At 55.1% G+C, this 17,973-nt stretch carries 20 protein-coding genes and 1 other annotated feature; of the genes, 11 read left to right on the top strand and 9 right to left on the bottom strand.

Going from position 1 to position 17,973, the window contains the following annotated elements; all coding sequences use genetic code 11:
• Positions 1-81: 81 nt before the first annotated feature.
• The 3 genes from leuD to BLR08_RS08575 form a co-directional block, all read right to left on the bottom strand.
• Positions 82-681, bottom strand: coding sequence for a 3-isopropylmalate dehydratase small subunit (gene leuD, locus BLR08_RS08585; protein WP_072328764.1), 600 nt, complete (start codon positions 679-681; stop codon positions 82-84).
• A gap of 56 nt (positions 682-737) precedes the next feature.
• Entirely contained in the window at positions 738-2,156 is a 1,419-nt protein-coding gene (gene leuC / locus BLR08_RS08580; RefSeq protein ID WP_072328763.1) for a 3-isopropylmalate dehydratase large subunit, read from the bottom strand.
• A gap of 215 nt (positions 2,157-2,371) precedes the next feature.
• Positions 2,372-3,238: a YitT family protein gene (locus BLR08_RS08575; protein WP_072328762.1), complete on the bottom strand. Its 867-nt coding sequence runs from the start codon at positions 3,236-3,238 to the stop codon at positions 2,372-2,374.
• Between the two features lie 130 nt (positions 3,239-3,368).
• Here BLR08_RS08575 and BLR08_RS08570 point away from each other — a divergent pair, with 130 nt between their 5' ends.
• Positions 3,369-4,301: a LysR family transcriptional regulator gene (locus BLR08_RS08570; protein WP_072328761.1), complete on the top strand. Its 933-nt coding sequence runs from the start codon at positions 3,369-3,371 to the stop codon at positions 4,299-4,301.
• Between the two features lie 19 nt (positions 4,302-4,320).
• On the opposite strand, the gene BLR08_RS08565 is transcribed toward BLR08_RS08570, so the two are convergent.
• On the bottom strand, positions 4,321-5,121 hold the full coding sequence (locus BLR08_RS08565) for a carbon-nitrogen family hydrolase (protein ID WP_072328760.1): 801 nt from the start codon (positions 5,119-5,121) through the stop codon (positions 4,321-4,323).
• A 255-nt stretch (positions 5,122-5,376) separates the two neighbouring features.
• Here BLR08_RS08565 and BLR08_RS08560 point away from each other — a divergent pair, with 255 nt between their 5' ends.
• From BLR08_RS08560 to mtnB, 7 genes are all read left to right on the top strand, one after another.
• On the top strand, positions 5,377-6,579 hold the full coding sequence (locus BLR08_RS08560; protein ID WP_072328759.1) for a pyridoxal phosphate-dependent aminotransferase: 1,203 nt from the start codon (positions 5,377-5,379) through the stop codon (positions 6,577-6,579).
• Positions 6,580-6,656: 77 nt separating this feature from the next.
• Positions 6,657-6,873 (top strand) — a binding site (T-box leader).
• 46 nt (positions 6,874-6,919) lie between these two features.
• Positions 6,920-8,059, top strand: a complete 1,140-nt coding sequence (gene proB, locus BLR08_RS08555) for a glutamate 5-kinase (RefSeq protein WP_072328891.1) — start codon at positions 6,920-6,922, stop codon at positions 8,057-8,059.
• A gap of 33 nt (positions 8,060-8,092) precedes the next feature.
• Positions 8,093-9,385 (top strand): glutamate-5-semialdehyde dehydrogenase, encoded by a 1,293-nt coding sequence (locus tag BLR08_RS08550; protein ID WP_072328758.1) that lies wholly within the window; start codon positions 8,093-8,095, stop codon positions 9,383-9,385.
• A 35-nt stretch (positions 9,386-9,420) separates the two neighbouring features.
• The gene (gene proC, locus BLR08_RS08545) at positions 9,421-10,290 is read left to right on the top strand and encodes a pyrroline-5-carboxylate reductase (protein WP_072328757.1); all 870 of its coding nucleotides are present in this window, start codon (positions 9,421-9,423) and stop codon (positions 10,288-10,290) included.
• Positions 10,291-10,319: 29 nt separating this feature from the next.
• Positions 10,320-11,600 carry a 2,3-diketo-5-methylthiopentyl-1-phosphate enolase gene (locus tag BLR08_RS08540; protein ID WP_256257445.1) on the top strand — a complete coding sequence of 427 codons (1,281 nt, stop codon included), beginning with the start codon at positions 10,320-10,322 and terminating at the stop codon, positions 11,598-11,600.
• Positions 11,597-12,262 (top strand): 2-hydroxy-3-keto-5-methylthiopentenyl-1-phosphate phosphatase, encoded by a 666-nt coding sequence (locus tag BLR08_RS08535; protein WP_072328755.1) that lies wholly within the window; start codon positions 11,597-11,599, stop codon positions 12,260-12,262. Before BLR08_RS08540 ends, BLR08_RS08535 begins: the two co-directional genes overlap by 4 nt.
• The gene (gene mtnB, locus BLR08_RS08530) at positions 12,259-12,903 is read left to right on the top strand and encodes a methylthioribulose 1-phosphate dehydratase (protein ID WP_072328754.1); all 645 of its coding nucleotides are present in this window, start codon (positions 12,259-12,261) and stop codon (positions 12,901-12,903) included. The genes BLR08_RS08535 and mtnB overlap by 4 nt, the downstream gene beginning before the upstream one ends.
• A 285-nt stretch (positions 12,904-13,188) precedes the next feature.
• On the opposite strand, the gene BLR08_RS31615 is transcribed toward mtnB, so the two are convergent.
• The 4 genes from BLR08_RS31615 to BLR08_RS31600 are packed head-to-tail and all read right to left on the bottom strand — an operon-like array spanning position 13,189 to position 14,648.
• On the bottom strand, positions 13,189-13,407 hold the full coding sequence (locus BLR08_RS31615; protein ID WP_256257444.1) for a hypothetical protein: 219 nt from the start codon (positions 13,405-13,407) through the stop codon (positions 13,189-13,191).
• Positions 13,408-13,418: 11 nt separating this feature from the next.
• Positions 13,419-13,943, bottom strand: coding sequence for a hypothetical protein (locus BLR08_RS31610; protein WP_256257443.1), 525 nt, complete (start codon positions 13,941-13,943; stop codon positions 13,419-13,421).
• Between the two features lie 9 nt (positions 13,944-13,952).
• Positions 13,953-14,231, bottom strand: a complete 279-nt coding sequence (locus tag BLR08_RS31605; RefSeq protein WP_256257441.1) for a hypothetical protein — start codon at positions 14,229-14,231, stop codon at positions 13,953-13,955.
• Between the two features lie 6 nt (positions 14,232-14,237).
• A complete protein-coding gene (locus BLR08_RS31600; protein WP_371117184.1) occupies positions 14,238-14,648 on the bottom strand; it encodes a DUF4277 domain-containing protein in 411 nt (136 codons plus the stop codon).
• A gap of 712 nt (positions 14,649-15,360) precedes the next feature.
• Between BLR08_RS31600 and BLR08_RS32095 the strand changes: the two genes are divergently transcribed.
• Positions 15,361-15,636, top strand: coding sequence for a JAB domain-containing protein (locus BLR08_RS32095; RefSeq protein ID WP_083536773.1), 276 nt, complete (start codon positions 15,361-15,363; stop codon positions 15,634-15,636).
• Between the two features lie 15 nt (positions 15,637-15,651).
• Here BLR08_RS32095 and BLR08_RS08510 read toward each other — a convergent pair whose 3' ends face one another.
• Entirely contained in the window at positions 15,652-16,329 is a 678-nt protein-coding gene (locus BLR08_RS08510; RefSeq protein WP_072328751.1) for an HAD family hydrolase, read from the bottom strand.
• Positions 16,330-16,639: 310 nt separating this feature from the next.
• Here BLR08_RS08510 and BLR08_RS32090 point away from each other — a divergent pair, with 310 nt between their 5' ends.
• Together BLR08_RS32090 and BLR08_RS31055 are read left to right on the top strand one after the other, a co-directional pair.
• Entirely contained in the window at positions 16,640-16,969 is a 330-nt protein-coding gene (locus BLR08_RS32090; protein ID WP_072328750.1) for a DUF4277 domain-containing protein, read from the top strand.
• Positions 16,894-17,148: a hypothetical protein gene (locus BLR08_RS31055; protein ID WP_176835444.1), complete on the top strand. Its 255-nt coding sequence runs from the start codon at positions 16,894-16,896 to the stop codon at positions 17,146-17,148. Before BLR08_RS32090 ends, BLR08_RS31055 begins: the two co-directional genes overlap by 76 nt.
• The last annotated feature ends 825 nt before the right edge of the window (positions 17,149-17,973 follow it).

Here is a 17,973-nt window from a genome sequence, read left to right as displayed (position 1 = left end):
GAACTTCGGGATCAAAGCGAAAAACCCGCTTATCCGCGGATGAAGCTCCAAGCGGAAAGCGGGTTTGCCTTGAATCAGAAGTTACGCCAGACGAGCGGCGCGAGCCTCTTCATAAGCGGCGATCTTGTCGGCATGCTGCAAAGTCAAGCCGATATCGTCAAGACCGAGCAGCAGGAACTGACGGCGATGCTCGTCAAGCTCGAAGTCGATGCGCAAGCCTTGCTCATCGGTAATCGTGTTGTTTTCCAGATCGACGGTCAGCTTGTAGCCTTCTTGGGCAGCCGTGCGCTGGAACAGATCTTCCACCTGCTCCTCGCTCAGCTTGAGAGGCAGGATGCCGTTCTTGAAGCAGTTGTTGTAGAAAATATCGGCAAACGAAGGGGCAATCACCACTTTGAAGCCGAAGTCTTGAATCGCCCATGGCGCATGCTCACGGGAAGACCCGCAGCCGAAATTCGCGCGGGAGATCAGTACGGAAGCTCCTTGGTAACGCGGCTGGTTCAGGCTGAATTCGGGAATGACGTCGCCCTGCGGGCTGAAGCGCCATTCGTAGAACAAAAACTGGCCGAAGCCCGAGCGCTCGATGCGCTTCAGAAATTGTTTGGGGATAATCGCATCCGTATCGACATTCACGCGGTCGACCGGGGCTACGAGTCCGGTATGCTGTTTGAAAGCTTCCATGTCGGTCTGCTCCTTACATCGGGAAAATAGGTTGAATAAATGCTATATGAAACGGTTTACGCTTCTTGTTTGACTTTGAATTCCCAGTCGCGAACATCGGTAAAGCGGCCTTTGATCGCTGCAGCGGCAGCCATTGCCGGCGACACGAGATGCGTGCGTCCGTCACGGCCTTGACGGCCTTCGAAGTTACGGTTGGACGTCGAGGCGCAGCGCTGACCCGGTTGAAGCACGTCGGGGTTCATCGCCAGACACATCGAGCAGCCCGCATCGCGCCATTCGAATCCGGCTTCGGTGAAGATTTTATCCAATCCTTCCTTCTCGGCTTGGATCTTCACGCGGCCCGAACCCGGAACCACGATCGCAGTCACGTTCGGAGACACCTTATGCCCTTGTGCGACGCTAGCCGCAGCGCGAAGGTCCTCGATCCGTCCGTTCGTACAGGAACCGATAAATACATAGTCGATCTCGATCTCGCTCATCGGCGTACCCGGCGTCAGCCCCATGTATTCGATGGCTTTCTCGGCAGCCTTGCGCTCGTTCTCAGTCGTGAAATCGGCAGGATTCGGCACAGCGCTTGTAATATCCGTACCCATGCCAGGGCTTGTTCCCCAGGTCACTTGCGGAATGAGACTCTCGGCGTCGAACTCAACGACTCTGTCATATACGGCGCCTTCGTCCGTTGTCAGCTTCTTCCACTCGGCAACAGCCTGATCGAATGCTTCGCCCTGCGGCACATAATCGCGTCCGCGCAAGTATTCGAACGTCGTCTCATCCGGTGCGATCAGACCTGCGCGCGCGCCGGCTTCGATCGACATGTTGCAGACGGTCATGCGCTCCTCCATCGACAAGCCGCGGATCGCTTCGCCCGTATATTCGATCACATAGCCGGTTGCGAAGTCCGTGCCGTACTTGGCGATAACGCCCAGGATCAAGTCCTTTGCCGTTACGCCCGGCTTCAGTCTGCCGTTGATGCGCACTTCCAGCGTCTTCGCTTTGGATTGCTGCAGACATTGCGTTGCGAGCACATGCTCAACCTCGCTCGTTCCGATACCGAATGCCAGCGCGCCGAATGCCCCGTGCGTAGACGTATGGCTGTCGCCGCAAACGATCGTTTTGCCCGGATGCGTCAGACCGACTTCTGGGCCCATAACGTGAACGACGCCTTGGTCGATGCTGTCCAGATCGAACAGCTTGACGCCGAAGTCCGCACAGTTTTTGGACAGCGTATCGATCTGCTGCTTGGAGATCGGGTCCGTGATGTTGTAGCGGTCCTTGGTCGGTACGTTGTGATCCATCGTTGCGAACGTCAGATCGGGACGGCGCACCTTGCGGCCTGCCAACCGGAGACCTTCAAACGCCTGCGGGCTTGTTACTTCATGAACCAGGTGCAGGTCGATATAGATGATGCTCGGTTTGCCTGGCTCGGAGTGGATGACATGGTTGTCCCAAATTTTCTCAAACATTGTTTTTGCCATCGGTTACACCTCTAGTCTTGTATGAGTAAATCTTATCTTGCTTACAGCTTGCTTTGCTTGCTTGTTAACATCCTACCATGTTCAACTTCATTGATCCAAGATATAATATCTATAGGATTCATAATTATTATCTATAAAGCATTGGGCCGGGAATGGGAAAAAAGCAGGCCCCTCTTCGCCGAAGAAAGGCCCGCCATCCTGTTCTCTGTCTTATTTTAATGAATGTTTTTCTTTTCCATATTGCCGCCCAGAACGTCGGATACATGCTGGATGGAGATGAACGCCTTCGGATCGATTTCCTGCACGATCGCCTTGAGCTTGGCCACTTCCAAACGGGTCACGACGCAATAAATCATCTGCGTATCCTCCTTGGAGTACCCGCCCCTGGCGTAAATAAACGTTGTGCTGCGTCCGAGCCTGTTGACGATGGCGTCCGAAACTTCTTCGTATTCGGCTGAAATGATCGTAGCGGACTTGGATTCCTCCAAGCCCTCCACCACAATATCCATCACCTTGGATGCGATATAGAAGGTGAAAATCGAGTACATGGCGGAATCCCAGCCGAAAATAAATCCGGCTACGATGAAGATCACGACGTTGATCATCATAATAATTTGTCCGACAGGGACCCTGAACCGCTTGGAGAGCAGTATGGCAACGATCTCCGTTCCGTCCAGCGAGCCGCCGTAACGGATGACCAGTCCGACGCCGAAGCCGAGAATAAGGCCGCCGAACAGCACGGCGAGAACCTTCTCGTCGGTAAATGCGGCCGAATGATGCAGCAGCAGCGTCGTCACCGACATAACGGAAATGCCGTACAAGGTGGAGATCGCGAACGTTTTGCCGATCTGCTTGTATCCGAGGAGCAGGAAAGGGATGTTGAACACGAAGATGAACAAGCCCAGAGGCAGACCGGTCAGCTTGGTCACCATGATGGAAATGCCCGTGATGCCGCCGTCCAGAACGGTGTTGGGCACCAGAAACAGCTCCAGCGCGGTGGCCATCAGAACGGCGCCGATGGTAATAAATAAAAACCGTTTAATAAACTCAACGACAGACAGCTTTCTATGTTTCTTAGCCAAGCATGGTTCCTCACCTTCCTCAAACTTTGTCACTTTTTGTCTACGGTACAGTTTACATGATGAGAGCCTTCAACTCAATTCGAACATTTATTCCCACAATACTTAGAAAACGGAAGGGGTTTATTCCAATATGGAACTCAGACAGCTCCAATATGCCTTGCAGATTGCCATCGACAAAAACTTCTCGCGCGCTGCGGAGAAGCTGCATATCGCCCAGCCATCGCTCAGCCAGCAGCTGTCGAAGCTGGAGAAGGAAATCGGCGTTCTTCTGTTCCAGCGCACCACCAATTCCGTCGAAGCGACCCATGCCGGCTCGCTGTTCGTGGAGAAAGCGCAAAAAATACTCGACATGGTCGAGCAGCTCAAGCAGGAGATGGAGGATATCTCGCAGATGCGCAAAGGACGCCTCGTGGTCGGCAGTTTGCCGATCACGGGCGCCCATTTGCTTCCGCTCGTGCTTCCGGTGTTCCAGAAGCGTTATCCGGAGATCGATATCGTGCTTGTCGAGGAGACGACCTCGAATCTGGAGCATCTCACCGCCAGCGGTCAGGCGGATATCAGCCTGCTCTCCCTGCCGCTGATCGACGATGCGCTCGCTTATGAGCCTGTCATCGAGGAGGAAATTGTGCTCGCGGTCCCGCAGCATCATCCGCTCGCCGAACGGTCGGCCGAAGCGGAGCCCGTCGACATCGCTTTGCTGCAGCATGAGCCCTTCATCGCGCTCAAGAAAGGGCAGGGCTTCCGGCAAATTACGGTCGAGCTGTGCAGCGATGCCGGCTTTACCCCGCGCATCGTGTTCGAGAGCAGCAATATTGAAACCGTCCAGTCCTTGGTCGCAGCGGGGATGGGCATCGCTATGGTGCCCCATATGGTGTCGCGCGGACGATGGAGCGAGCTCGTTCCCGTCTATTTGCCGCTGCAAACCCGGCCGTGCCGTACCCTCGTCGTCGCTTACAAGAAGGGCAGGTATTTGTCCAAAGCGGTTGAAGCCTTCATGGACACATTCCGCGAGGTGATGACGTCTGCGGAAGGATTTGGCTTCAGCAAGGGGAGTCCCCTTTGACCTCTACGCGGGTCCCTTGCTATTCGTAGAGCGCCGGCCGCCGATCTTCAAAAATCGGGATACGGCTGCGCACCTCGTCGACCAGATCAAGGTTGATCGTCGCCCGGACGATACTTTCGGCGCCGTCTCCTTCGGCCAATACTTCGCCCCAAGGGTCGATCACCATCGAATGGCCGAAAAATTCGGTCGTTCCGCTGATGCCGACGCGGTTGCAGGCGATGACGAACATCTGATTTTCGATGGCTCTGGCCTGCAGCAGCGTCCGCCAGTGATGCAGGCGGGGATTTGGCCACTCGGCCGGGACGAACAACAGCTTGGCGCCGCCAAGCGCCAGCTTCCGGGCCAGCTCCGGGAAGCGGATATCATAGCAGATCATCGCGCCTGCCGAAATCCCGTCTAGCTCCAGCTGACCGAGGCTCGCGCCGCTCTTCAGATACTTTTCCTCATCCATAAGCCGGAACAGATGGATTTTGGAATAGGAGCCGATCTCCCGGCCCTCCCGGTCGAAGGCATACGTCGTATTGTACACGCCGTCAGCCCGCTTCTCGGCGATCGATCCGCCCAATATATTTACCTGGTGCTTCCCGCTAAAGTCCGAGAGCATCGCTCTCGTCCGTTCTCCGGCCGGATCCGCCAGCTCGTGAATGCGGTCCAGCGCGTAGCCGGTGTTCCACATCTCGGGGATGACGATGACATCCGGCTTCTGTTCATGATCCACCGCCTGCTTCAATAATAGCTCCAGCTTGCCATAATTGCGCTCCGGCTCTCCGATGGCGATATCCATCTGCAGCAGCGCCACATTCCAGGTCGATTGCGACATGTGTGCTCATCCTCTTCATATACGTGATTCCTTAACTATAGTGGATGCCGGCGGCAAGTTCAATGCATGGGCCTGTCTGCCGCCCGCTCCGCCGCGCCTCGCTCTCCGCAAGCTCCCCTCCTGTGCGCAGCTATGACCGCCGTCAAGCGGCGTCCATGTCCCATGTGTACACTCCCCCCATTTCATGGTACAGTAAGGCTATCCGACATAAGGGCTTTGCCTTACATCCTGATATTAGCGATGGAGTGAATAACCATGAATCCAACTTCCGAGCGCGCAGCCCGCGCTTTTCCTATTCAACCGGCAGACCGCATGCAGCAGCTGCCGACCCAATTTTTCGCCAAGCTCGTGCGCAAAGCCAATGAGCAGATCGCAGCCGGGCATGACGTGATCAACCTGGGCCAAGGCAATCCTGATCGGCCGACCCCCGGACATATCGTCAAAGCGCTTCAAGGAGCTGCTGAAAATCCGCTGTACCATAAGTATCCCCCTTTCAACGGTTACCTGTTTCTCAAGGAAGCGGTCGCTCAGCGCTACCGCGAGGATTATGGCGTCGAGCTGGACCCGGAGACCGAGGTCGCTATCCTGTTCGGCGGCAAAACCGGCCTCGTCGAGATTGCCCAATGCATGCTGAACCCGGGCGATGTTTGCCTCGTGCCGGACCCTGGCTATCCGGACTACTGGTCCGGGGTAGCGCTTGCCGGAGCGAGAATGGCGTTTATGCCGCTCACGGAAAACAATGATTTTCTGCCTGACTACAGCTCGCTCGCAGCTACCGACGTGGATAAGGCAAAGCTGATGTTTATCAACTACCCGAACAATCCGACCGGCGCTTCCGCTCCGCTGTCGTTCTATGAAGAGACGATCCGCTTCGCAGCCCGGCACGGCATCGTTGTCGCCAGCGATTTTGCCTACGGCGCCATCGGCTTCGACGAGCACAAGCCCGTCAGCTTCCTGCAGGTGCCGGGGGCCAAGGAAGTCGGCGTCGAATTTTATACGCTGTCCAAGACTTATAATATGGCCGGGTGGCGCGTAGGCTTCTGTCTCGGCAACCGCGAGATCGTCAGACTGATCAATCTGATCCAGGACCATTACTACTGCAGCCTGTTCGGCGGTATTCAGGAAGCGGCCTCCGTCGCGCTCACCGGACCGCAGGATTGCGTGAGCGAGCTGGTCCGTGTGTACGCCTCGCGGCGCAGCGCCTTGTACACCGAGCTGGACCGGATCGGCTGGAAGGCCAAGCGCTCCCAAGGCTCCTTCTTCACCTGGCTGCCCGTCCCTGACGGCTACGCCTCGGAAGCGTTCGCCGACCGGCTGCTGAACGAAGCGGGGCTTGTCGTCGCTCCCGGCGTAGGCTTCGGCGAGCATGGCGAAGGTTATGTCCGGCTCGGGCTGCTGAGCTCGGAGGAGCGGCTGAGGGAAGCCGTGCGCCGCGTCGAAGCGTTGAATTTGTTCTAGCTGGCAAGACGCCGCTCCCGGCGGGTAACCCGGCCGCCTTTACAAACCGCCGGAGCGCATGATATTCTTAGAAGAAAGTAAACGTAATGAAGGGAATAGTAGGAAAGCCCCTGCACGCTCAGAGAGTAAATTCCACCGGCTGCGAGAATTTACCGTGAAGACTATCCGAACCCGCCCCCGAACGGCCAGCGAAGAGTTGGACGGCGCTCCCTGCCGTTACGAGGGAACCAAGATGGATGACGCATGTCATCAAGCAAGGTGGTACCGCGGAAGTTACAGGCTTTCGTCCTTCATGGACGGGGCCTTTTTCATTTTACCGAGAGAAGCGTGAATTCTTATGATGCAGCAAGCGATTGTAATTAAAATCGGCAGCAGCTCGCTGACGTCCAGCGAAGGCGGACTGAACCGGGAACAAATCGAATTTTTTGCCGGCGAGCTCGCCGCCCTTCACCGCCGAGGCTGCCCTGTCCTGCTGGTGACCTCAGGCGCCGTAGCCGCAGGCTTCCGGGAGCTTGGCTACCCGTCCCGGCCCAAGCAGCTGCATGAGAAGCAGGCGTCGGCGTCTGTCGGCCAGGCGCTGCTGATGCAGGCTTATCACGAGGCCTTCGGCCGCCACGGCATCGGCGTCGGACAGATTTTGCTGACTCGCTCCGACTTCGTCAGCCGCAAGCGAATCCACAATGCCCAGATGACGCTGGAGGAGCTGCTGCGCCGCGGCATGGTGCCGATTATCAATGAAAACGACACTGTATCCGTCGATGAGCTCAAATTCGGCGACAACGATACGCTGTCGGCGCTGGTCGCCAATCTGGTCCGTGCTCAGAAGCTCGTGATCATCACCGATATCGACGGTCTGTACAACGGCGATCCGCGCAGCAATCCCGACGCACGCCGGATCGACCGGGTCTCCGAAATCGACGAGGAGCTGTACCGGCTCGCCGGAGGCTCCGGGTCCGCAGTTGGCACCGGCGGGATGCGCTCCAAGCTGGAAGCGGCCCGCATCGCGATGCGCGGCGGCATCCCGCTGTTTATCGGCCGGGTCGTAGAGCCGGGAGACGCCCTGCTCGCGGTCGACGGTACCGGCAAAGGGACATACTTCGATACGACGGCGCACAGCCTGCCGATGAAGAAGCAATGGCTGGGCTTTCATTCCCAGCCTCAGGGCACGGTCACTGTCGACGAAGGAGCGGAGCAAGCGCTCGTGGCAGGCGGCCGCAGCCTGCTGCCGGCGGGCGTTCGCGAGGTGGAAGGCGATTTCCATCCCGGCGATGTGATCGAAGTCGTGAACCTCGCGCATCGTACGATCGGCCGCGGCGTCGTCAATTATGCGGCCTGGCAGCTCCAGGCTGTCGCCGGCCTCGGTACCGACGAAGTCCAGAAGCGGATTGATGTGCAGCGGATCGAGGTTATCCATCGTGATGAATGGATCACCCTGGCCGCCACGACAGGCAAAGCCAAGGATGCCGCTGCATCCAATTAAACCCGAAGCTATTCCAGAAGGAGGCCTTTTTCCATGTCCCATCCCATCACTGAAGCTTTCTCTCTCGACTCCAGTCAGCTATCCGAAGTTGTACGCAAAGCCCAGACGGCCAAGACAGCGGCCCCCAGGCTTGCTCTGCTATCCACCGAGCAAAAAAACAACGCGCTGCTGCTTATGGCAGACGCGCTGATTCAGGAGACCGCCTCAATCATCGTGGCCAACGCGCTGGACCTGCATCGCGGGCGCGAAAACGGCACCTCCTCCTCCCTGCTCGACCGGATTGCGCTGAATGAAGCGCGCATCGTAGCTATGGCGGAAGGGCTGCGCGAGGTGGCGCTGCTGCCCGATCCAATCGGCGAAGAGCTCGAGAGCTTCGAGCGGCCGAACGGGCTCTCCATCCGCAAGGTGCGGGTCCCTCTCGGCGTTATCGGCATGATCTACGAAGCGCGGCCGAATGTGACCGTCGATGCCGCAGGCTTATGTCTGAAGACCGGCAATGCGGTTGTGCTGCGGGGAGGCTCGGCGGCGCTGGAATCGAATCGCCGCATTGTGGAGGTGCTGCACGAAGCGCTTAGTCAAACCGAGCTGCCGTCCGAAGCGCTTCAGCTTATTCTGGACCCCAGCCGTTCCTCGGCCGATGAGATGCTGAAGCTGAACGGTCTGCTGGATGTGCTGATCCCGCGCGGCGGCGCGGCGCTGATCCAGAACGTCGTTCGGAACGCTTCCGTTCCGGTGATAGAGACCGGAGCCGGCATCTGCCACACGTTCATTGACGCCAGCGCAGATCCGGATATGGCGCTGCGCATCGCCATCAACGCCAAGGTGCAGCGGCCGTCCGTATGCAACTCCATGGAGACGCTGCTCGTGCACCGCGATTTCGCAGCGCGTCATCTGCCTGCCATAGCCGAGCAGTTCGTACAGCAGCGCGTCGAGCTCCGCGGCGACGATGCAGCCCGCAGCCTGTTACCCGGCATCCATGCGGCTAGCGAGCAGGACTGGGATACGGAATACAACGACTATATTCTGAATATCAAGGTGGTTGGCAGCGTCGATGAGGCGCTCGCCCATATTGCAGCCCATGGCACCAAACATTCGGAGTGCATCGTCACGGAAGACGACTTGAACGCCGTCCGTTTCCTGAATGAGGTCGATGCCGCAGCCGTCTATCATAACGCCTCCACCCGGTTCACCGACGGCTTCGAGTTCGGCTTCGGCGCGGAGATCGGCATCAGTACGCAGAAGCTGCATGTCCGCGGTCCGATGGGGCTGCCCGCTCTGACCTCGAGCAAATATATAATCGCCGGCAACGGTCAGATCCGCGGCTAAACGGATATTCTATTTCATGTAAAGGAGCTGTTCCCATGTCCACGACTTGGTCTTCGCTCAATATCGCATTCATCGGCGCCGGCTCCATGGCGGAAGCCATCATCCGCGGCTTGGTCGGGCAAGGAGGCATTCACCCGGAGCAAATTTTCGTCACCAACCGCTCCAATGAAGACCGCCTGCAAGAGCTGCAGCAAACATACGGCGTTCGCCAATCCCTGCATCAGGCCGAGAAAGAGCTCGCCATCCGGGAAGCCGATGTGGTCGTGATTGCCTTCAAACCGAAGGATGCCCTCGAAGGCGTCCGCGGCCTGCAAAGCTTGCTCAGCGAGCGTCAGCTGCTCGTCTCCGTTATCGCCGGTCTTTCCATCGAGACGATCTGCGGCCTGCTTGGGAATAATGCCATGCCGGTCGCACGCACGATGCCCAACACATCCAGCACGATCGGGCTGGGAGCGACGGGGCTGAGCTTCTCGGCAGCCGCCACAGAAACCCAGCGTGCCGCTGCGGAGCATATCTTCCGCTCCACCGGTATCGTAAGCGTCGTCGAGGAACGGCTGCTGGATGCCATCACCGGGCTGTCCGGCAGCGGTCCCGCTTATATTTACTATATGATGGAAGCGATGATCGAAGGCGGCGTTCAAGGCGGCTTGGACCGCGACGAAGCACGCCGTCTGACCGTTCAGACTGTGCTCGGAGCGGGCCGCATGGTCGAGACGACCGGCCAGGAACCGGCCGAGCTGCGCCGTAAGGTCACCTCGCCGAACGGCACGACTCAAGCCGCGTTGGAGCTGCTGGAAAGCCGAGGCTTCCCGGAAGCCGTTGCCCAGGCCGTTCTCCGTTCGGCCAGCCGCGCCGCCGAAATCGGCTCTTCGCTCAGCGACTCGGCAGCTTTACCGAATAAATAATAATGGATTCAAGCAAAGGTGGTACCGTCTTGAACTTACAAGCCTATCAAACTTACTGCGTGGCGACTTACCGCGCCTATGACGATAAAGCCGATTTTCAGAAAAAAGCGCTTGGGATTGCGGTCGGTCTGACTGTAGGAAGCTGGACCGATCTGCCTGAAGCGCGCAAGGCCGAGATGGAGAAGCATCTTGGTCAAGTCGTGGACGTCACCGTTCACGAGCCGGACAGCCGCCAGCCGGGAGAGCGTTATGCCGACATACAGATCGCTTATCCCGACGTCAACTTCAGCCGGGATATTCCCGCCCTGCTCGTGACCGTGTTCGGCAAGCTGTCCATGGACGGCCGAATCAAGCTGATCGATCTATCGTTCTCGGACGGCTTCCTGTCCGCTTTCCCGGGTCCGCGTTTCGGACTCCCTGGCGTCCGGCAGCTGCTGGGCGTTCAGGATCGTCCGCTGCTGATGAGCATCTTCAAGTCGGTCATCGGCCATGATCTTCCAGCTTTGCGCGAACAATTTTACCAGCAGGCGCTTGGCGGAGTCGATCTGATCAAGGACGACGAAATATTGTTCGAAAATCCGCTGACCCCTATCGAACGCCGTGTCGAGGTCTGCATGGAGGCGGCCGCTCAAGCGCAGCGCGAGACCGGTCAAAAGCTGCTGTACGCGGCCAACCTGACCGGACCGACGTTCGACCTGGTCGAGCAGGCGAAGCGTGCCATCGGAGCGGGAGCCAATGCCCTGCTGTTCAATGTGCTCGCCTACGGCTTCGATGCGCTCAGCGAGCTTAGCCGCCACCCGGATGTGAACGTCCCGATTATGGCCCATCCTGCCCTGGCCGGAGCGTTCTATCCGTCCACGTATCACGGCATCTCGGCCAATGTGCTGCTGGGCAAGCTGATGCGTCTGGCCGGAGCCGATCTTGTGCTGTTCCCTTCGCCTTACGGCTCTGTCGTCATGCCGCTTGAAGAAAATATGGCCATCAAGGACGCGCTGCTGACGACACAAGCTTCGGATTATGCGTTGGGCGCTTCTGCGGATCGGACGTTGGCCTTAGCGCGGAGCTTTCCGGTTCCGTCGGCAGGCATTCATCCGGGACTTGTCCCGTGGATATTGCGCGATTTCGGCCACGACGTTGTCGTCAATGCTGGGGGCGGCGTTCACGGCCATCCGCAGGGAGCCGCGGCAGGCGGACGCGCTTTCCGTCAAGCGATCGAGGCCTGCCTGAGCGGAATCCCGCTGCGCGCCTTTGCGGCGGACGGGCATCCGGAGCTGCAGGCGGCCATTGAAGCCTGGGGGATCAAGGAATGACGAAGAAGCAGCGCATCATTTTCTGCGATTTTGACGGCACGATCACGGTTAATGATAATATCGTCGCGATCATGAAGCATTTCAAGCCCGAAGGCTGGGACAAGCTCGTGGAGCAGGTCATCGGCAAGCAGATATCGGTGCGGGAAGGCGTAGGGCGCATGTTCGCCCTGCTCCCCGCCTCCCGCAAGCAGGAAATTGTCGACTATGCGATCGGCAATGTCCGGATCCGCGAAGGATTTGCCGACCTGCTCGCTTACTGCAAGCGGGAAAACATCGTCTTCCTCGTCACGAGCGGAGGCATCGATTTCTTCGTTTATCCGGTGCTTGCGGAGTTTCCGATTCCGCAGGACCATATTTACTGCAATGGCAGCGACTTCAGCGGCCCGTTTATCCGCATCGAATGGCCCCATGCGTGCGATGAGCATTGCGACAATGACTGCGGCATGTGCAAAACGGCCATCATCCGCCGCTACCCGGCCGAGCAATACGAGCGCATCCTGATCGGGGACAGCGTCACCGACTTCGCTGGCGCGAAGCTGGTCGACACGGTGTTCGCCCGGGCGCATCTGATTGACCTTTGCGAGGAGCTTCACTTGAATTACAAACCATTTGAAACGTTTCACGATGTGATCAACCACTTGGAGGAGATGAACGCGAGATGAATTTCCAGCATATCACCTTGGAGGACAAGCAGCAGGCGTTCGCCGAATTGCGGGAGATCAAGACACTGCTCGCCGGGCGCGGCTGGTTCCCCGGCACGAGCGGCAATTTGTCCGTCCGCGTCGGCCCCTTCGAGCGCGAGCAATTTGCCTTCGCCGTAACAGCGAGCGGCAAGGACAAGTCCGTCAATACCCCGTCGGACTATCTGCTTGTTGATCAGGACGGCAAAGCCATTGAAGCGACAGCGCTCAGACCATCCGCCGAAACGCTGATCCACTGCGAGATTTATAAAGCGACAGGCGCGGGCGCTATTTTCCATGTGCATACGGTATTCAACAACTTGGTTTCGGAGCTGTACGGGGAACGAGGCAGCGTGCCGATCGACGGCGTTGAGCTGATCAAAGCGTTCAATATCTGGGAAGAGGAAGCCCAGATCGACATTCCGATCGTACCGAACTATGCGGAAATTCCGCGAATCGCCGAGCTGGTGGAGCAAGCTATTCTCCCGCGTATCCCGGGCATTTTGATCCGCAAGCATGGCGTGTGCGCTTGGGGGGCCAATGCTTTCGAGGCAAAGCGCCACTTGGAAGCATTTGAGTTTCTGTTCGAATATGCGTACAGGCTGGCTTTGCTGAAGAAGTAGGCTTAGGTCTCTACGGCGTTGCCTCAAGAATCGTTACCTTAATAACTCACATTCCGCACCCCAGACATGTGGTAGTGAATGGAATTTTTAGGGGTCAACCAGCCGTGAAACGGATGTAGCGATGGTTCAAGAAGCAAAACCATCGCTGAAGCAAGTCAATTCGATTAGCCGAGATAAACCGATTCATCCAAACCGAGATAGGTCAACACCCGCTTCTCCTCTTTGCTCAGGGGGCGAGCGAATTGCCGGGTTCGGGCACCGTCCGGCAGGCGAAACACGACGACCTTACGATACTTGAAGATTTGGAATATGGCGGCGGCTGTCGGCTTGCGCAGGATTCCGGCCGCCCGACCCGTGCATCGGGTTTTGCTCCGTGATGTGCTGGCGAATGCGGCGTTGGAACACCCGGTAGACCGTGAGTGCCAACAAGAACAAGTACCCCAGCACCTTCACGCGCTCCGGCTTCTTCAAGTAAATTTCGTCCGTATACACGGGATCCTTCAAAAAGGAGAAATTCATTTCGATGTGGATTTGTCCTTTATACAAGCAAAGTAACGCCGTCCCCTCCATCGGTTCGCCACGTCACTCGGACGGCAAGGTGGTGGCCAGCACGAAGCGGGACGCCCGCCGGCGCGCTTCGTGAAACCGCGCTTCGTCTGGCGTGATCGCGGCCTCCAGCACGTAAACCGTATCGACTTGGGGAGCTTCGCCTTGCTTCGGACGTCCCCGTTTTTACGAACAACCTCCTGCGGCCGAACGGTCACGTCCACCTGATGAAACCGGGGCGATTGCCCGGCTCGAAAGGCTTCGGCGGCTTGCTGGGCATCGGCCCGGCAATGAAACGGCGTTTGAGCCGCTTCCTTTGCGGCTTGTGTCAAACGGTCGCGTTCGGCCTCCCGCTCGCAGGTTAACGTGTTTTCCTTTTTCTTGTCCAGCGCACTGGACTCCACGACGATCAGGCGGAGCGTATGACCCTCATGCTCGGCTTCCGCAGCCATCCAGCGGTACGTAGCGCCTTCGTTGGACGAGACGAACGACACCTTCTCCGATCAGGAGGCGTCCGGTGCATCGGCAGAAGCCAGCGCCGCTTTAACGATCTTCAGTTGGTTGGGAGCGCGGGTCAAGAGGTAGGCGTTCGCGCTTTTTGCGACATCGAGAGTCGCCTTGCTCATCGCCGCCGAATCGGCGACGTAAACGAAATCGTTCAGCTTCACGGCAGCGCACTGCGCATGGAGTTTCTCCAGCACGTCCTTATTCCAGGTTTTGTCTGAGGTGTTCCCATCGTGCACATCGCCATACAGGGGGATCCCGTCGGCGTTGCCGATCAACCCGAACTAGATTTGCTTCGCGCCTCGCCGGTCACGGCTGTAGCCTTCGACAATCTGCAGCGCCTTGCTCAGTTTCGTGTATGCCCCGTAAACGGACATACTCGTCGTGTCGCCGTGAAACACGCTCATCGGGATGCGCTCGTGTTGGTACACATGCAGTTGGAAGTCGGAGTAAACGTGGTGGATGTCCGCTTCATAAAGCCGGTCCAGGTGGCGTCCGAGTGCGTCGTCGTTGAACCAGGAGGCCTGAAGGCCTGGACGAAGCAATTGATCCAAATCGTGCTCCGCGGCCCATTTATCCACATTCATCAGGGCATTTCGACCACTCAGCATGTCGAGTACCAGCAACTGGACAGCTTCCCCGGCTGTCGTTCGGCATTGCCCGTCTACCGGCGGCGCACGCCCTTGTCCCCAAATTCAGGAAACAATAAGGAGGCAACTCCGTGATATTTATCTTTATTGTCGCTTCCGTAATTGGATATTATCTGTTGATTGGTATTTTGTCGTTATTCGGAGTTATGTATCAAGTTAACAGTTCAGAAACGGTTATACTTTTGGTTTTAATATTGATTGGCATAGCGTTGAACATCAATTATAAATTGGGTTTACTACATGAAGAAATAAAAGGATCAAAAAAAAATAAATAACTCAACTTTTGGGAAACTGGCAATCCATTATGCAGTTGACAAAGAACTGATCTCTTGCCCTATTTAGTTGTAGCCTTGTTGAACTGCGGAAATAAGCTCAGCAATTTTTGAAGAACAGAATGAAAATCCACATTTATTACTTTATCTCTAAAAAAGTAAAAGATGGAGTGAACTGGTAGAGAACTGCCCTCAGCTCGCCTTGAACTTAAGTTTGTCTGTCCCTTACGTTATTGCTACCTTACCAGTCCGAGCCTACAGTGCAAGGCAACCCTTCGGGTGGCTGAAGAGATAAGGATGATGGCCGAAGGACCATCTTCGCTGATCCACTGGCCAACCTCTTGGCGAGCCTTGCACTTTCGGCTTTTCCGTCCTGATCCGTTCGCCCCGTAAGGGACATGAGGACGAGGGAGTGATTGTAAATGGTTCGGATTAATTTTTATTAGTCAAGCATGTAAGGGAAAAAGGGCAATGCTCGATCTAGTATTATCATTAATTCACCGGTTGACGCATACGAAGTTCTTCAGAAAACGTTTGATCTTGAAAGCGAAGCCCAAGAAAAGTTCGGCATCATCACCATGGCCATTAAAAATATGATAGCTGTCATTCACGTCATTTCTGCCGGAACTATTAACTCAGAATTTGTGTATCCAAGGGAGGTCTTTAAAGCCGCTTTACTCAATAATGCAGCTTCGATGATATTATTGGGTAACCATCCAAGCGGAATCGCCACTCTATCCCCCGTGTATATAGACATTTGAGCTATCCTTTGTCATTCAATAATTACGGTCGCATTTGCGTATGACAATAGCTGCTAATTCCTCTAGATCGTCAATTATGGCATCCGCATCCACAACAGCTTCAACCTGTCCGTTTCGTTTCCAAACCGCCCTCATGCCAACGTCACGGCTGGCTCGTATATCATTGTCAGGATGGTCTCCGACAAAGACGGCATTTTTAGCGTGTACACCAAGTTTCGTCAAAGCACTATTAAAAATGGCTTGATCCGGCTTCCGCAGCCCTTCCCATTCTGATATTAAAATCTCGTCGAATAGATGTTCAATATGCAGCGCCTTGAAGTTATCATATTGAAATTGTCCAAAACCGTTCGAGACCAATGCTAACTTGAGATTATGGTCCTTTAGCTGAGTAAGCATACTCAACAGGTTTGGAAAGCCTATGCAATGTTTTTGAAAATTGCTTATGTAATCCTCCAGCAGCAAAATCCAATCCAGATTTTGAATAGAAAACTCATCCACAAGCTGTTGATATACTTTGTCCTTCCATACGTAGCCATGATTATCAAGCTCAATGAACCGCTGAGCGAAAACATCTTTTTCAACGAATTGCAGCTCCGGGTAGCGTTGGTGTTGATCTCTCACAAACTGTAATAGTGAGGAGTCACGGTCCAGCAGTGTGCCGTCCAAATCAAAAAGCACCGCATGAATAGTCAATGGAATTCCTCCTTATTGATGCTCCTCGCGTTTGATGCTCTTTCTGTTAAATTCAGATTTGAAACAATCAATAATCAACAAAATACTAAAATAAATAACAACAAATAGTCCTGAAACAGATAGAAAATCGCCGATAAAGCTGCTTATATATCCTTGAAATAATACTTAATACAAGTAAACAGATGGATACTTAATACAAATTAGAAATATTCAACCAAAAATTCCGAATAAAATTCAATTTCCACTCCATAAAATTCACCAACCTTCTATGAGTATAGCAGCCGAATGGATATAAAAGGAAGCTGTCCAGTTGTTGGTACTCGACATGCTGAGCGGTCGAAATGCCTTGATGAACGTGGACAAATGGACCACGGAGCAGGATTTGGATCAACTGCTTCGTCCAGGCCTTCAGGCCTCCTGGTTCAACGACGACGCACTCGGACACTACCTGGACCGGCTTTATGAAGCGGACATCCACCACGTTTACTCCGACTTCCAACTGCATGTGTACCAACACGAGCGCATCCCGGATCTATGTCAACGTATAAAGGATATATCAATAACATGGACACACACATTAATAATTACATGCAGGCACCATTGTGGCCGGAAGTGGTCGGGTATGGATCTGCCTTGGTAGGTTTAGCAACAATCGTTGCTGGATATGGTTCTGGACCTCCTGGATGGGTCACGATTGTGTTATATTATAGCGGTGCTCTCTCCACATTTGCCGGACTTACTTCTACAGTTTATTCAACTATTCAAGATTGCAACTTAGCAAAACAGCAGCTCAATACATGGAAAACGCAAGAACTATGAATTTTTATGGTGGAGGAAGTTACTGGGAAAACCATACTGTATCCGAGGTAAGTGGTTTTTAGTTATATTTCTTAGAAATTTGAGCGTCGGTCGGGAATACCGACGCTCCTCTTTATGAGAGAGGGGAAAAACAGATGAAAAATAGAAATTAAGAATTGCTTGGATAATACCCCAAATACTCCTAGCATTAATGAATCTCTTTTTACTAGTCTTTATTATTATGAATTGGTCGTATCTTGGTAATTCAAAGCTACCCTATATTATAATGTGCATCCTTCTTTTCTTTGTTATCGTGTTAGGAATTTATAAGATACTCGATTGGATTAAAAAAGGTAAGATGTGAAATCACACCTGTCGGCAATCACCTGAATATAGCAGCTGCGAGCTGTCCGTTTGGAAGGGAATTTAACCCCGCTCGAGAATAAAGAGCAGGCAGCGCGCATCTCACTCAGCCGTAAAAGGGCACAACCGACCTTAACTTCTTCCAGGCACATCAACACTTCAGCCCGTGTTAAACTTCCAACTTTTCGAGTTCTCGAAAATGAATACGCCCTGTTGCATCGACCAGTCTTGGCGACTTCATCCAGCTAACCCTGCCTCAAATCCAGTTCATGTACGTTGGCTCGTGCATTTGCCTTGAGCTTCCTTCTAGATTTCCACCTCGCGGTGGACACCCTTGCTCTTGGCTAACGGTAGGCGTTTCGCCAGCCCCCGTTCGGGACTCTCACCCTAGAGATGACGCCCATGCTGGGCGTACAAAAAGAAGACCCCGGCGCAGTTAGCCGAAGTCTTCCTTCTCATGTACTCCATATTCCGTTCACCACT

This window comes from Paenibacillus sp. cl123 (assembly GCF_900101595.1).
GTDB lineage: Bacteria > Bacillota > Bacilli > Paenibacillales > NBRC-103111 > Paenibacillus_G.
Note: the sequence above shows the minus strand (reverse complement) of the source record. Positions and strands in the feature narration are given on the sequence as shown.